Source organism: Ruegeria aquimaris (assembly GCF_025751555.1).
GTDB classification, from domain to species: Bacteria; Pseudomonadota; Alphaproteobacteria; order Rhodobacterales; family Rhodobacteraceae; genus Ruegeria_B; species Ruegeria_B aquimaris.
This window is the reverse complement of record NZ_JAOWLB010000027.1, coordinates 1-13,696: the sequence shown is the minus strand read 5'-3', so window position 1 is coordinate 13,696 and position 13,696 is coordinate 1. Positions and strand designations below refer to the sequence as shown.

The window sequence follows — 13,696 nt, the reverse complement described above, 5'->3', positions numbered from 1 at the left end:
CCCTTTCCCCGGTCAGATCCACTTCGCGAGCGGCGGCAGGCTCATCAGTACGGCATTGGCATCATGGCCGGTCTCCAGCCCGAACTTGGTGCCCCGGTCATAGACCAGGTTGTATTCGGCATAGAGTCCCCGATGCACCAGTTGCGCCTCCTTCTCGGCCTCGCCGAAGTCCTGCAGCCTGCGGCGTTCCACCAGCGGCAGATAGGCAGGCAGAAAGGCACGCCCTATATCCTGCGTCAGCGCGAAATCGGCCTGCCAGTCATGGGTGCAGAGATCATCCATGAAGATACCGCCGACGCCGCGCGCCCGCTTGCGGTGCGGGATATAGAAATACTCGTCCGCCCAGGCCTTGAGCCGGGGATAATGCCCGTCCCCATGTGGGTCCAGATGCGCCTTTTGCGTGGCGTGAAAATGCGCCGTGTCCTCGGCATATTCGATACAGGGATTCAGGTCCGAACCGCCCCCGAACCACCAGGCATGCGGGGTCCAGAACATCCGCGTGTTCATATGCACCGCCGGAGCATGCGGGTTCTGCATATGCGCCACCAGGCTGATGCCCGAGGCCCAGAAGCGCGGATCGTCCGCCATCCCCGGAATGCCCTTGCGCGCGGCCATCGCCGCCTGCGCCCGTTCGCCCAGCGTGCCATAGACGGTCGAGATGTTGACGCCGACCTTCTCGAACACCCGGCCACCGCGCATCACGCTCATCAGCCCGCCGCCCGCATCCGTGCCATCATCGGACTGGCGCTGGGTCTCGGTCACCTCGAACCTGCCCGGCGCCATATCGGCAAAGGGGCCCGTCGAATGGCTGTCCTCCAGCCCCTCAAAGGCGGCAACGATCTGGTCACGCAGATCCCGGAACCAGGCGGCAGCGGTGGATTTCTCGGTCTCGAACATCGGGTCTTCTCTCTAATGCGCGGGTGCTGCCACCGGGTCCAGCAGGGTGCGCCCGCCATCTACCGTCAGGATCTGCCCGGTCATGAAACTCGACGCCTCCGAGGCAAGATATTGCGCGGTCTCCACCAGCTCGTTGGCGGCGGCGACCCGGCCCAGCGGCGTATGCCGCTCGATATCCTGGCGGAATTCACGGTTGTCCTTCAGCGTGGCCTGCAACGAAGCGCTCAGCACCGAACCGATCGCAATGGCGTTCACCCGGATGCGATGCGGCGCCAGCGCCACCGCCAGTGAACGGGTCATCTGGTCCAACGCCGCGGTCGACACCGAATAGGCCATCAGGTCGGGATGGGTGCGCCGCGCGGCCACCGACGAGATGTTGATGATGGTGCCCGCAGGTCCCTCGCCATCCTCGCCCGCCTGTTTGATCATCCGCTTCGCCACCGCCTGGCTCAGGCGATAGGCGGGAAACAGGTTCTGGTTCAGCAGGGTGCGGATGGTGTCGTCCTCGGGATCCAGCGGATCGGTAGGGACCACTTGCCGCGCGCCGTTGACCAGAATGTCGATCTGCTCGAACGCGTCCATCGTGGCCGACAGAAGGTTGGCGATGGTCAGCCGCTCGCGCAGGTCGCCCGCGAAATAGCGAATCTTGCCCTCTTCGCCCAGATCGCCCAATTCCTCGGACAGCCCCTTTTCGTCGATATCGGCGAACATCACATTCGCTCCGGCCGAGGCAAACTGACGGGCAATGGCGAGGCCGATGCCGTTGGCGGCCCCGGTCACGATGGCGGTCTTGCCGGTAATGGAAAAGGACATGAGCTTCCTCCTGACTCGGGGCGCAACTTAGCCGGGATCACCGCCGGGGGCGAGAGGCATGCAGCACCTTGAAGCGGGCGTTGCCCGCCACCTCGGCCACCTGCGCGAAATGCCGCGACAGCGCCGCCTCATAGGGCAGGTGCCGGTTGGCCACCATCCACAGCTGACCCGAGGCGACCAGCAACCGCGCGGCGGCCGCGATGAACCCCTGGCCCAGTTCCGGCTCGGCGGTGCGGCCGGTGTGAAACGGCGGGTTCATCACCACCGTGTCGATATGCTCGGGCGCTTTCCAGGTCAGCGCATCGGCCCAGTTAAACCGCGCGCGCGGGTCGGTCACGTTTACCCGGGCGCACTCCAGCGCCGCATGATCGGCCTCGACCAGATGCACCGCCTTGACCCCCTCGCGCGACAGTAGCCCGGCGGACAGATAACCCCATCCGGCGCCCAGATCGGCAATCACCTTGCCGGGCTTTTTCGGCAGCGCCGACAGCAGCAGGGCCGAGGCCGGGTCGATCCCGTCAGCGGAAAACACGCCCGGCGCAGTGCGGAATCCGTCCACCTCCTGCGTCTCTGGCGCCGCCCAGTCGGAAAAATCGGCGCCATCGGCCCGGAACCAGAAGATCTTGCCATGCGCCTTGGACAGCGGCCCTTCGACCGCCACCCGCTTGCGGATATCCTTGAGCACACTGTCGATGCCATCGGTCTTGGCCCCGTCCACCACGACGAGGCCCGAGGCGCGGCGGCAGGCGTCGGCCACCATCGCCCGCGCCTGCGCCTTGGCGCGCGGCAGGAACACGATCACATCCGTACAGGGCGCCTCCGACCGCGCCACCGTGTCAAAGCCAAGGCGCGCGAAATGGTCGTGATAGGGGCGGAACGGCTGCACCACCTGGGTGCCTTCGGGCATGGCCGACAGGTCCTGCGCCGGGGACGGCCCCAGAACAGACACGGGCGGGCTCAGGACAAGGCCCGAGGCTAAGGCCAGCTCAAGACGAGGGGACATCGGCGTTTTCCGTTCCAGAGGGGGCAGGCGGCGGGTGCCGTCAGTCCTCTTTCTCCATGGTGCATTGCAGCGGGTGCTGGTGGCGGCGGGCAAAATCCATCACCTGTCCCACCTTGGTTTCCGCCACCTCGTGGCTGAACACGCCGACCACCGCAACGCCTTTCTTGTGCACGGTCAGCATGATTTCGAACGCCTGCGCGTGATTCATGCCGAAAAACCGCTCCAGCACATGCACGACAAATTCCATCGGCGTGTAATCGTCGTTCAAGAGCAGCACCTTGTACAGCGGCGGGCGCTTGGTCTTGGGGCGCGTCTGCAACAGGACAGACGCGTCGTTGTCCTGATCGTCCTTGTCCGACATCATATGCGGTTTTGCGGTCATTGGCGGCGCGTATCCGATTCCGGCTTCGGTTGGGTCGCAAGCTTATATAACCTTAGCGCGGAAATGGAAAAGAGAAAGCAAACGCGAAACATGGCGCAAAATCTGACCACCGTGGGATTCGATGCCGACGACACGCTTTGGCATAACGAGCGGTTCTTTCAACTGACTCAGGCGCATTTTGCGGGGCTCTTGGCCGATTTCGCCGAGGCCGACCACCTGATGGAGCGCCTTCTGGCCGCCGAACGGCGCAACATCCGCCACTATGGCTACGGGGTAAAGGGGTTCACCCTGTCGATGATCGAAACCGCCATCGAAGTGACCGAGGACCGGGTGCCCGCCGCCGTGATCCGGCAGTTGATCGAGGCCGGGCAAGAGATGCTGGCGCATCCGATCGAACTGTTGCCGCACGCCCGCGCCGCGGTCGAGGCGGTGGCGCAAACCCACCGTGTGCTGCTGATCACCAAGGGTGACCTGATCGACCAGGAGCGCAAGCTGGCGCAGTCGGGCCTGGGCGATCTGTTCCACGGGGTCGAGATCGTCTCGGAGAAGACCGCGCAGACCTATCAGACCGTCTTTGCCCGCCATGGCGACGGGGCAGGGCGCTCGATGATGGTCGGCAACTCCATGCGGTCGGACGTTCTGGCCCCGATCGCGGCGGGCAGCTGGGGCGTCTACGTGCCGCACGGGCTGGAATGGGAAATCGAGAAAGCCGACCCGCCCGGCGACCAAACCCGGTTTCGCAGTCTCTCCGATCTCGGCGCACTGGCGGGGCTGGTGGCCACCATCGGCTGAACCTGTTGCGAGAAACCGCACGGCCCGTGACCGGGATCACAGTTTCGAGCTGTTCGAATCACATCGGGATCGGCCACATTCTCGTCACAATCGCCAGTGTGGGGGCGAATGAGATCCAGACCGCTACATCTGGTCCCGCCGATCCTGACAATTTCTGCCGATGCGCACAAGCGGCGGGTTTATTTTGAGAAATTGCTGTGTTAGCCTGTCCCAAACACAATAAATGCGCCAGCCGGAAACCGGCGGCCCGAGGCAGACAGAGGCAATGATCGTGCAGGTTCGGCAAAAAATGCCGGCCCTTATGGGCTTACTCCTATTCTTCGCGGCGCTGGTGATGCTGTCGCTCTCTTCGGTTGCGCGCGCCGCGCCCTATGCGGCGATGGTGATGGATGCGCGAACGGGCGAGGTGTTGCATTCGCAGAACGCCAATGCCCGGCTGCATCCGGCCTCGCTGACCAAGATGATGACGCTCTACATCGCGTTCGAGGCGGTGCGGAACGGCGAGCTGACCATGGACACCGAGATCCGCATCACCCCGCAGGCTGCTGCCGAGCCGCCGTCGAAACTGGGCCTGCGCGCCGGTCAGAAAATCGCATTTCGCTATCTGGTGCGGGCCGCCGCGATCAAGTCGGCCAATGACGCGGCCACCGCCATCGGCATCGCCATATCGGGGTCCGAGGCGGCCTTTGCCCGCCGCATGAACCGGACCGCGGCGGCGATGGGCATGACTCGCACCACCTTCAAGAACGCCAATGGCCTGACCGAATCCGGTCATCTCAGCACCGCCCAGGACATGACCATTCTCGGGCGGCATCTGCTCTATGACTATCCGCAGTACTACAACCTGTTCTCCCGGCGCGAGACCAGCGCCGGGATCAAGAGCGTCGCCAATACCAACCGCCGCCTGCTCGACGCCTACCAGGGCGCAGACGGGATCAAGACCGGCTATACCCAGGCGGCGGGCTTCAACCTCGTGGCCTCGGCGAAACGCGGCGACAAGCGGGTCATCGCCACCGTGTTCGGTGGCAAGTCGAGCACCGCGCGCAATGCCAAGGTGGCCGAACTGCTCGACCTCGGATTTCGCAAGGCGCCCAACCGTGCCCCGATCCGGGCGCCGGGTATTCCGCTCTATGCAGGCAACGACAACCTGCCGTCTGACACGCCCGGCACTGAAAGCACCTCCAAGACCGTGCGCGTCGCGGGTGCCCCGGGCAACAGCCTGCGACCGCTGGCCCGCCCCGGCGGCCAGATCGCCTCTGTGGTCGCCGAGGCGGTTGCCGAGACCGCCCGTCAGGACGAAGATCGCATTCAGGCCGGTATCTCTGCCGCCATGGCCGAAGCCACGCCCGCCGCCCCCTCGGTCGCGACCCAGCTCGAACGCGGCGCCGACGCCGTGCCCGGTGTCCGCCCGTCCATGCGTCCGGAAAATCTGGTCATGGCCTCGGTTGACGCCGCTTCGCCGCAGGCCGACGTGGTCGAGGTCGAGCGTGAGGTCGTCACCCGCCTGTCCACCTCGGGCGGGCATCTCTGGGGCATAAATATCGGCCGCTATTCCAGCCGCTACGATGCCGAAAAGGTTCTGCTGCGCACCGCGCTGGCCGAGATCAACACGCTCGACGGCACCCTGCGCAAGGTCAACCAGTCCTCGCGCGGGTATGAGGCCACGTTCCAGGGCATGACCCGCGACCAGGCCGACCTGGCCTGCCGCCGCCTCTCGGCGCGCAACGTGCCCTGTTTCATGATCGGGCCGTCCTAGGCCCAAGACCGGTTACCTCGTGAATTGGCCGCGGACCCAAGCCGTGGCCTTTTCATTTGCGGGCTTGGCTACTCCGCTGCCGGGGCGGTGGCATTCCGTACCACCGGCTTGCCGAACAGGTCCAGATTGATCTCGCCCCAGGTCTTGAGCGCGACCAACACCGGTCCCAGCCCCCGGCCCAGATCGGTCAGGCTGTACTCCACCTTTGGCGGCACCTGTGGATAGACTTCGCGATGCACCAGCCCGTCTTCCTCCAGCTCGCGCAACTGGTTGGTCATGGTGCGTTGGGTGACGTTTGGCACCCGGCGGCGAAGCTCGCTGAAGCGCAAGGTGCCGTCGCTGAACAGATGCCAGAGCAACACGCTTTTCCACTTGCCGCCGATCAGGCTCACCGTTGCCTCGACCGGACAACCCGGAGAGCAATCGAACCTGTGATGCTTGAGCTTTCCCACATGGTATCCTTTTTGACACTATAGGCTTATCTTGTTCGTATGACAGACAATGAAGCTTAGTCTATCTGCCTCCTGACCACAATCAGGAGACTGCCATGAAAGCCGTTGGATACACTGCCGCCGGGCCGATCGACCGCGCCTGTGCACTGATCGACTTTGAAACCGACACCCCGACCGTGACCGGCCATGACCTGCTGGTCCGGGTCCTTGCGGTGTCGGTCAATCCCGTCGACTACAAGATCCGCCAGAATGTCGCCCCCGCCGGGCAGACCCCGGGCATTCTGGGCTGGGATGCCGTGGCCGAGGTCGTCGCCACCGGCACCCACGCCAGCCGTTTCAAAACCGGTGACCGGGTCTGGTACGCGGGCGCCATCGACCGGCCCGGCACCAATGCCGAATACCACCTGGTCGATGACCGTATCGCCGGGCATGCGCCCGCCAGCGTTTCCGACGCGGCCGCCGCCGCCCTGCCGCTGACCACGCTCACCGCGCACGAGATGCTGTTCGACCGCCTGCGCGTCACCGATCCGGTGCCGGGCGCGGCGCCTGCCGTGCTGATCATCGGCGGCGCGGGCGGGGTCGGCTCTATAGCGATCCAGCTCCTGCGGGCGCTCACCGACCTGACCGTGATCGCCACCGCGTCGCGCGCCGAAACCCGCGACTGGGTGGCGGGGCTTGGCGCGCATCACGTGATCGACCACAGCCGACCTCTGCCGGAGCAGATCACGGCGCTGGGCATCGGCGCGCCGGGCTTCGTGTTCTCGACTAATGCCACAGGATCCTACCTATCGCAGGCCGCCGAACTGATCGCGCCGCAGGGTCGCTTTGGCCTGATCGACGATCCTGAAACCTTCGACATCGCCCCGTTCAAGCGCAAGAGTGTCTCGATCCATTGGGAGTTCATGTTCACCCGGGCGCTGTTCGGCACCGCCGATATCGCTCGTCAGGGCGAAATCCTGGATCAGGTGGCGGCGCTGGTGGACAGCGACCGCATCCGCTCGACGGTCACCGAGACTCTGGGCCGGATCAACGCCGCCAACCTCACAAAGGCGCATTCCCTGCTGGAAAGCGGCAAGGCCAGGGGTAAGATCGTTCTGAAAGGGTTCTGAGACAGACGCCCCGGAGGCCCCGGTGGCGCCGCCGCCGGGGCTATCCGTTCAGATGTTGCCGCAACTCTTCGGCGTCTTGCCGCGCCGCACGCAGACCGTCCATGGCGGCGGCCAGTTCCGCTTCGGTCTGGGCCAGCTGATTGGACAGCTCCGCCTCGCGCTGCTGAAGATAGGTGATCGCCTGATCGCGGGTTTCCTCCGCCTCGTGCAGCTCCTGGCTCATCCGGTCCAGGTCGGCCACGTCGCTTTGGCGCACGCGGGTGAACCGGTGCACCAGCCAATTGGCGAACCAGCCCATGGAAAAGGCGACGAACAGGATGATCGCGGTGGTGATGATAAACTCGGTTCTGTTCACTTACTCATCCTCCCCGGATGCTCCGTCAGCCCCGGTCGTCCCCGCATCCGCATCCGTGGGGGCGGCCGCGCCGTCTTCCGTCGCCTCGATCTCTTCCAATGCGGTGGCTTCCTCGTTCAGCAACTCGGGCCGGATCAGGCGGAACTCGATCCGACGGTTCGCCTCGCGGCCTTCCTCGGTCTCGTTGTCGGCAATCGGCTGGCTCTCGCCATAGCCCACTGCCGAATAGGTCGAGGTCAGCACCCGCCGCGCCCTGAGTTCGTTCAACACCGATTGCGCCCGCGCCTGGCTCAGCTGCTTGTTCATTTCCTCACGGCCCTGGCTGTCGGTATGGCCTTGGATTTCCAGCCGGATCGGTCCGCAGGCCTGCAACAGCTCTGCGATCTGCTCGATGGTATCCGCCGAGCTGCCCGCGATGGTGGCCGAACCGGGTTCAAAATTGATCTTCCCGGCTTTCTGGATCTCCACCAGCTGCGCCTCGCAAAGGTCTGGGTCGGGCCCGGCCTCCTCGGTCACCGGCGGCTCTTCATAGGCGATGTCCAGCTCGTAACTCTGCGATTCGCCCAGCTTCTCGGAGAGCAGCCGCGCGATGCCGGCGCCCGCTTCTGCGTCATTGCTGACCCCGCGCAGGATCAGGTTGTCGGGCTGCACCACCAGCGCGCCGTTCTTCAGCGTCGCCAGCGCCTCGATCCCGGCCATCACCCGCAACGACCAATCCCCTGGCAATTCAGGTACGATCCGGGTCGCGGTATAGACCGCGTCCGAGCCAAAGGCCGCCTTGGCATAGCTGTCCACCATGAACCGCATGTCCTCGCTGCCCAGCCGCCCGCGCAGCTGCACCTGCCCCTCGGGGCTCAGCGTCGCGGTGAATTCCGGCGGTCCCACGGTCGAGGTCTTCTCCGGTACCGGCAGCACCGCATGCAGCGCAAAGACATCCGGCAGCGCGGTCTGCAACTCGCCGACCACCCGGTCGAACAGCGCCTGATCGGTACCTTCGGCGGCGACCAGGGTGATGTCGGCATCCGCTATGGTCACCGATCCTGCACCCAGCGCGGCCACCGCGCCGATGCTCAGTTCCGCCGCCCGCGCCCAGCGGGGCGAGGGCACGCCCATGCCGATCGTACAGCCGGGTGTGCCCTTGACACCCGCCGATTTTGCCGCCGCCAGGATGCGCGCGCGCGAGGTGGCGGTTTCGGCCGCGCAGGCGTCAAACCGCGCGCCCTCCTCGTCGATCAGGAAGCGCAGGGTAAAGGGCGTGAGCACCGGGCGCGGCGCGGCAATATCCAGCCCGATCCGCACCGAGGGCGGCGCCGCCCGGTTCAACGCCTCTTCCAGCCGCTTCTTGTCGGCGCCGCTGTCCGAGATTGCCTTGACCGTCACCCGCCCGGCGCTGACGGAAATCTTCGACCGGGGCAGCATGTCCAGCGCCTTCACCGCAAATCCCAGCGCGTCGTTCCAGCCCTCGGGCACCGGATAGCTCGCAGTCTCCAAAAGGTCGGTCACGCTTTCATTCTCGGCCAGCCGACCCAGCGAGGCGATCAGCGCCGCCCGGTCCATCCGGGCGGGCACCAGCCCGATCACCGAAATACCGCTGTCATTGCGCAGGATCTCGATCGAAAAGCGCGGCGGCGCCATCCCGGCCGAGGGCCGGATCTGCATCCGGTCGATGACGCGCGAGGCATCCACCTCGGCGCCCACCACCGACAGCGCGTTGAACCGTGTCGCCTCGTCCGGGGCCATGCCGGTCAGTTGCACCTGCAATCCGTTCGCCTCGACCTCGGCCCAGTCATGCCCGTTCAGGTCCAGCGCCCGGCGCACGGCAATTTCCGAGTTCTCCTCGACAGCGGTCACCGCGAAACTGGCGGCAACACCGCACAGGGCCGCAGCCAGAACAAAGGTCAGCGCGACCACAAGGGTCAGGGGAAGTCGCATGAGCAGGTCGTGTCTCTCCGGTCTTTGACAGGTTTCTTAACGGTCACCGCACCCGGGCGCAATCACGCGAACAGGGCGGCCCCAAAGAAGATGAGCGGAATCAGGCCGGTGTCGCGGTTCACCCGGAACAGCTGCAACAGCTTGCCATTGTCGTTCAGGTCCAGCCCGCGCAACTGCCAGGCCATGTGCCAGCCCATCGCCCAGGGCCCCGCCAGCGCCAGCACCAGCGCCAGGATCGAGGCATCGGGCAGCGCCGCCTCGATCACCGCGACCCCCATCAGGCTGACGGTTCCCGCCAGGAAATACATCATCCAGCGCGGGGTCTGGTCGCCAAACAGCCGGGCGGTGGATTTCACCCCGATCAGCGCGTCGTCCTCGGTATCCTGATGGGCATAGATCGTGTCATAGAACAGCGTCCAGCAGATGCCCGCCGCATAAAGAAACACCGCGCCCCAGCCCACTGAGCCCGCATGCGCCGTCCAGGCCAACAGCGCGCCCCAGTTGAACGCCAGCCCCAGAAACACCTGCGGCCACCAGGTGAACCGCTTGGCATAGGGATAGACCGCCACCGGCAGCAACGACAGCACACCCAGTGCAATGGCCGCCCGGTTGAAGGTCAGCAGGATCATCAGCGCCAGCAGCGCCTGCGCTACCATCCAGACCACCGCCATCCGGACGCTCACCTGCCCCGAGGGGATCGGGCGCGAGCGTGTACGCTCGACCTGCCCGTCGAAATCGCGGTCAGTGATATCGTTCCAGGTGCAGCCCGCGCCCCGCATCAGGAAGGCGCCGATGCCACAGCCCGCCGCGATCCACAGATCGCCCCAGCGCGCGTCCTGCCCGTCAAGCATTGCAAGCATCAGCCCCCACCAGCAGGGCAGCAGCAACAGCCAGGTGCCAATCGGCCGGTCGGCCCGGCTCAGCCGCAGATAGGGCCGCGACCAGGCCGGGGCATGGATATCGACCCAGTTGCCGGTCACCGCATCAGCAACCTGACCATCTGGTGTTGGGGCTTGGCCTTGCATATGTAGTCTTTCATGAGTGCAAAGATCAGGCTGTATGTAGAGCACCCGCTTGCCCCGGGGCAACCGGTTCCGCTGTCGCGCGACCACGCGCATTACCTCTTCGGGGTGATGCGGCTTGACGCGGGCGCCCCCGTTGCGCTGTTCAATGGGCGCGACGGCGAATGGCTGGCCCATGTGACCGAGGCCGGCAAGCGCGGCGGCACACTGGTCTGTGAGGCGCAGACCAGACCCCTGCAATTGCCCCCCGACCTGTGGCTGCTGTTCGCCCCGATCAAGAAGGCGCGCACCGATTTCATCGTCGAGAAAGCGGCCGAGATGGGCGCCGCCCGCATCCTGCCGGTGCAGACCGATTTCACCAATTCCGAGCGCATCCGTCAGGACCGGCTCCAGGCCCACGCCATCGAGGCCGCCGAACAATGCGGCGGCACCTTCGTGCCTGAGGTGGCGGATCTGCAAAAACTCTCGCGCCTGCTGGATCATTGGCCCGCAGACCGGCAGTTGATGTTCTGCGACGAGGCCGAGGCCGGGTCCGCCCTGCGCCTCGCCTCGGAAGGGCGGAACAAGCCCTGGGCCATCCTGATCGGCCCCGAGGGCGGCTTTTCCGAGGCCGAACGCAAGCGCCTGCACGCGATGGAGCAATCCCATGTCGTCAGCCTTGGCCCCCGCATCCTGCGCGCAGACACCGCCGCCGTGGCCTCCATGACCCTCTGGCAGCAGGCGTTGGGGGACTGGGGATGAGCTTCATCCGCCCCGAAGCGCGCGACGCTCTATGGCGCTGGCGCGAGGTGCTGGCGGGGGTCGCCATCGCGCTGGTGGGGCTTAGCTGGATCACCGGCCCGGGCGGGCTCTTGGGCTGGGTCGGCTGGCCGACCCTGCTGGCCGGTACGGCACTGACCTTCATCGGCCTCCAGCGCGCCCGCTTCCGTACCGGGTCCGGCGGGCCGGGTGTGGTTACGCTGGACGAGGGCGAGATCACCTATATGGGCCCGCTCACCGGCGGCTCGGTCGCCGCCGCCGATATCGAACGGCTCACCCTCGACCCCGCTCTCACACCCGCCCATTGGGTGCTGGAACGCCCCGGCCAGCCGCCACTGTTGATCCCGGTCAATGCCGAAGGGGCCGAGGCGCTCTTTGATGTCTTCGCCAGCCTGCCCGGATTGCGCACGGAACGCATGCTGGCCGAGCTGAACGGCACCCCCCGCCATGCTGTGGTGATCTGGGAGCGCACCCCCTCGCGGCCCCCCGCGCAATGGCTGCACTGACAGCCGAATCAGTCCCCGCGTCCGCGTGCGCCCGGCCATCAAGATGCATCTGGCCAACACATCCGCGTGAGCTTCTCGCGCCGCATGCATTGACACCCGCGCGAAATATGCCACTTCTCGGCGGACGCAGCACAGCCAAGACGGAGCCCCAGCCATGTCCATTCCCCAGTCCGGCGGCGGACCGATCGAACGCCACGAACAGCTGGCCGAATACCTTGCCTCGGGCTGCAAGCCCAAGTCCGACTGGCGCATCGGCACCGAGCACGAGAAATTCGGCTACTGCAAGGACACGCTGAAACCGCTCCCCTACGAGGGCGAGCGCTCGATTCTCGCCGTGCTCCAGGGCCTGCGCGACCAGCACGGCTGGGCCCCGCTGGAAGAGGGCGGCAAGCTCATCGGCCTGACCAAGGACGGCGCCAATGTCAGCCTGGAACCGGGCGGCCAGCTGGAACTCAGCGGCGCGCCGGTGGAAACCATCCACCAGACCTGCGACGAGGTGAACGACCACCTGCGCGACGTCAAGGATATCGCCGACAAGATCGGCGTCGGCTTCATCGGCCTCGGCGCCGCGCCGATCTGGACCCACGACCAGATGCCGCTGATGCCCAAGGGCCGCTACAAGCTGATGGACGGCTACATGCAAAAGGTGGGCACATCCGGCACCACCATGATGCGCCGCACCTGCACCGTGCAGGTGAACCTCGATTTCGCCTCCGAGGCGGACATGGTGCAGAAACTGCGCGTCGCCATCGCGCTGCAACCGGTGGCCACGGCGCTCTTTGCCAATTCCCCCTTCCTCGAAGGCAAGCCCAATGGCCACAAAAGCTGGCGCGCCCGCGTCTGGCGGCATCTCGACAACGACCGCACCGGCATGGTGCCCTTCGTGTTCGAAGACGGGTTCGGCTTCGAGGCGTGGGTGCAATACGCGCTCGATGTGCCGATGTATTTCGTCTATCGCGACGGCAAGTATATCAACGCGCTGGGCCAATCCTTCCGCGATTTCCTCAAGGGTGAGCTGCCCGCGCTGCCGGGCGAGACGCCGACGCTCAGCGATTGGGCCGATCACCTGACCACGCTCTTCCCCGAGGCGCGGATCAAGAAATTCATCGAGATGCGCGGCGCCGATGGCGGCCCGTGGCGCAGGCTCTGCGCGCTGCCCGCCTTTTGGGTCGGGCTGATGTACGACCAATCGGCGCTGGACGCCGCCTGGGATCTGGTCAAGGGCTGGGATGTCGAGACCCGCGACACCCTGCGGGTGGAAGCCAGCCGCCAGGGGCTCCAAGCGCGAGCGGGCGATGTCGACATGCACGCGCTGGCGCGCGAGGTGCTGGCGATCTCCGAAGCCGGGCTGAAGGCCCGCGCCCGTCCCGGTGCCGGCGGCATGGTGCCGGACGAAACCCATTTCCTGAGCGCGCTGAAGGACAGCGTTGAAAGCGGCAAGACCCCCGCCGACGAGCTGCTCGACCACTACAACGGCGACTGGAACGGCGACCTGGCCCGCATCTACCGCGAATACAGCTACTGAGCGCTACCCCCATCCGCCATGCGAGAGCGGTGCGGATGGGGGATCCAGTTGAGCGAGAGGCGGTCCTGGATTTTGGACCAATTTGCAGCCGGGTTGAGATGGATCAGGGGTTCAGTTAGGCTGCTATTCTCATTGTCTGTGTTTTGCTGGCTTAGGCCAACAAACCGTGTGTCGCGTGAGGGCGTTCGGTGTTATGGTAGCTCAGCCACTTACCGATCCCGGCGCGCGTTTCTGAACCCGTATCACAGGCATTCAGACAGACACATTCGTACTTCGACGACCACCACAGTCGTTCGATCATCCGATTGTCACGCCGCGCGCCTTTTTCGACCATGCAGTTCGACAGACGCCAAGAGAGAACCATGCGACTGTACCAATCCATGATGGCAACCA

General features: G+C 65.6%; 15 protein-coding genes. 6 read left to right on the top strand and 9 right to left on the bottom strand.

The window, feature by feature from the left end; genetic code table 11:
• Positions 1-12 precede the first annotated feature (12 nt).
• The 4 genes from hemF to clpS are packed head-to-tail and all read right to left on the bottom strand — an operon-like array spanning position 13 to position 3,095.
• Positions 13-897 (bottom strand): oxygen-dependent coproporphyrinogen oxidase, encoded by an 885-nt coding sequence (gene hemF / locus OE747_RS22315; RefSeq protein WP_263830671.1) that lies wholly within the window; start codon positions 895-897, stop codon positions 13-15.
• A 12-nt stretch (positions 898-909) separates the two neighbouring features.
• Positions 910-1,710 (bottom strand): SDR family NAD(P)-dependent oxidoreductase, encoded by an 801-nt coding sequence (locus tag OE747_RS22310; RefSeq protein ID WP_263830670.1) that lies wholly within the window; start codon positions 1,708-1,710, stop codon positions 910-912.
• A 37-nt stretch (positions 1,711-1,747) separates the two neighbouring features.
• Positions 1,748-2,713 carry a class I SAM-dependent methyltransferase gene (locus OE747_RS22305; RefSeq protein WP_263830669.1) on the bottom strand — a complete coding sequence of 322 codons (966 nt, stop codon included), beginning with the start codon at positions 2,711-2,713 and terminating at the stop codon, positions 1,748-1,750.
• A gap of 40 nt (positions 2,714-2,753) precedes the next feature.
• Entirely contained in the window at positions 2,754-3,095 is a 342-nt protein-coding gene (gene clpS / locus OE747_RS22300) for an ATP-dependent Clp protease adapter ClpS (protein WP_164127358.1), read from the bottom strand.
• Between the two features lie 90 nt (positions 3,096-3,185).
• On the opposite strand from clpS, the gene OE747_RS22295 reads away from it, so the two are divergent.
• Together OE747_RS22295 and OE747_RS22290 are read left to right on the top strand one after the other, a co-directional pair.
• Positions 3,186-3,887, top strand: a complete 702-nt coding sequence (locus OE747_RS22295) for an HAD family hydrolase (RefSeq protein ID WP_263830668.1) — start codon at positions 3,186-3,188, stop codon at positions 3,885-3,887.
• 301 nt (positions 3,888-4,188) lie between these two features.
• Positions 4,189-5,643 (top strand): D-alanyl-D-alanine carboxypeptidase family protein, encoded by a 1,455-nt coding sequence (locus OE747_RS22290; protein WP_263830667.1) that lies wholly within the window; start codon positions 4,189-4,191, stop codon positions 5,641-5,643.
• 68 nt (positions 5,644-5,711) lie between these two features.
• Here the strand turns inward: OE747_RS22290 and OE747_RS22285 are convergent, their stop codons facing one another.
• Positions 5,712-6,095: a winged helix-turn-helix transcriptional regulator gene (locus OE747_RS22285; RefSeq protein WP_263830666.1), complete on the bottom strand. Its 384-nt coding sequence runs from the start codon at positions 6,093-6,095 to the stop codon at positions 5,712-5,714.
• Positions 6,096-6,190: 95 nt separating this feature from the next.
• Here OE747_RS22285 and OE747_RS22280 point away from each other — a divergent pair, with 95 nt between their 5' ends.
• The gene (locus OE747_RS22280; protein WP_263830665.1) at positions 6,191-7,204 is read left to right on the top strand and encodes a zinc-binding alcohol dehydrogenase family protein; all 1,014 of its coding nucleotides are present in this window, start codon (positions 6,191-6,193) and stop codon (positions 7,202-7,204) included.
• Positions 7,205-7,244: 40 nt separating this feature from the next.
• Here OE747_RS22280 and OE747_RS22275 read toward each other — a convergent pair whose 3' ends face one another.
• From OE747_RS22275 to ubiA, 3 genes are all read right to left on the bottom strand, one after another.
• Positions 7,245-7,559 (bottom strand): hypothetical protein, encoded by a 315-nt coding sequence (locus tag OE747_RS22275; protein ID WP_263830664.1) that lies wholly within the window; start codon positions 7,557-7,559, stop codon positions 7,245-7,247.
• Entirely contained in the window at positions 7,560-9,491 is a 1,932-nt protein-coding gene (locus OE747_RS22270; protein WP_263830663.1) for an OmpA family protein, read from the bottom strand.
• Between the two features lie 62 nt (positions 9,492-9,553).
• On the bottom strand, positions 9,554-10,516 hold the full coding sequence (gene ubiA, locus OE747_RS22265) for a 4-hydroxybenzoate octaprenyltransferase (protein WP_263830662.1): 963 nt from the start codon (positions 10,514-10,516) through the stop codon (positions 9,554-9,556).
• A gap of 12 nt (positions 10,517-10,528) precedes the next feature.
• Between ubiA and OE747_RS22260 the strand changes: the two genes are divergently transcribed.
• From OE747_RS22260 to OE747_RS22250, 3 genes are all read left to right on the top strand, one after another.
• Positions 10,529-11,254 carry a 16S rRNA (uracil(1498)-N(3))-methyltransferase gene (locus tag OE747_RS22260; RefSeq protein ID WP_263830661.1) on the top strand — a complete coding sequence of 242 codons (726 nt, stop codon included), beginning with the start codon at positions 10,529-10,531 and terminating at the stop codon, positions 11,252-11,254.
• On the top strand, positions 11,251-11,778 hold the full coding sequence (locus tag OE747_RS22255; RefSeq protein WP_263830660.1) for a hypothetical protein: 528 nt from the start codon (positions 11,251-11,253) through the stop codon (positions 11,776-11,778). Before OE747_RS22260 ends, OE747_RS22255 begins: the two co-directional genes overlap by 4 nt.
• Positions 11,779-11,932: 154 nt before the next feature.
• Positions 11,933-13,303: a glutamate--cysteine ligase gene (locus tag OE747_RS22250; RefSeq protein WP_263830659.1), complete on the top strand. Its 1,371-nt coding sequence runs from the start codon at positions 11,933-11,935 to the stop codon at positions 13,301-13,303.
• A gap of 151 nt (positions 13,304-13,454) precedes the next feature.
• Here OE747_RS22250 and OE747_RS22245 read toward each other — a convergent pair.
• On the bottom strand, positions 13,455-13,696 hold a 242-nt coding region (locus OE747_RS22245; RefSeq protein ID WP_404818352.1), incomplete at its 5' end, for an integrase core domain-containing protein.

What these genes read in the sequence shown, in the direction of transcription:
- clpS (WP_164127358.1), bottom strand. Translation starts at nt 3,095, where the DNA reads ATGACCGCAAAACCGCATATGATGTCGGACAAGGACGATCAGGACAAC.
- OE747_RS22305 (WP_263830669.1), bottom strand. Translation starts at nt 2,713, where the DNA reads ATGTCCCCTCGTCTTGAGCTGGCCTTAGCCTCGGGCCTTGTCCTGAGC.
- OE747_RS22295 (WP_263830668.1), top strand. Translation starts at nt 3,186, where the DNA reads ATGGCGCAAAATCTGACCACCGTGGGATTCGATGCCGACGACACGCTT.
- OE747_RS22310 (WP_263830670.1), bottom strand. Translation starts at nt 1,710, where the DNA reads ATGTCCTTTTCCATTACCGGCAAGACCGCCATCGTGACCGGGGCCGCC.
- OE747_RS22290 (WP_263830667.1), top strand. Translation starts at nt 4,189, where the DNA reads ATGGGCTTACTCCTATTCTTCGCGGCGCTGGTGATGCTGTCGCTCTCT.
- ubiA (WP_263830662.1), bottom strand. Translation starts at nt 10,516, where the DNA reads ATGCAAGGCCAAGCCCCAACACCAGATGGTCAGGTTGCTGATGCGGTG.
- OE747_RS22280 (WP_263830665.1), top strand. Translation starts at nt 6,191, where the DNA reads ATGAAAGCCGTTGGATACACTGCCGCCGGGCCGATCGACCGCGCCTGT.
- OE747_RS22260 (WP_263830661.1), top strand. Translation starts at nt 10,529, where the DNA reads ATGAGTGCAAAGATCAGGCTGTATGTAGAGCACCCGCTTGCCCCGGGG.
- OE747_RS22250 (WP_263830659.1), top strand. Translation starts at nt 11,933, where the DNA reads ATGTCCATTCCCCAGTCCGGCGGCGGACCGATCGAACGCCACGAACAG.
- OE747_RS22255 (WP_263830660.1), top strand. Translation starts at nt 11,251, where the DNA reads ATGAGCTTCATCCGCCCCGAAGCGCGCGACGCTCTATGGCGCTGGCGC.
- hemF (WP_263830671.1), bottom strand. Translation starts at nt 897, where the DNA reads ATGTTCGAGACCGAGAAATCCACCGCTGCCGCCTGGTTCCGGGATCTG.
- OE747_RS22270 (WP_263830663.1), bottom strand. Translation starts at nt 9,491, where the DNA reads ATGCGACTTCCCCTGACCCTTGTGGTCGCGCTGACCTTTGTTCTGGCT.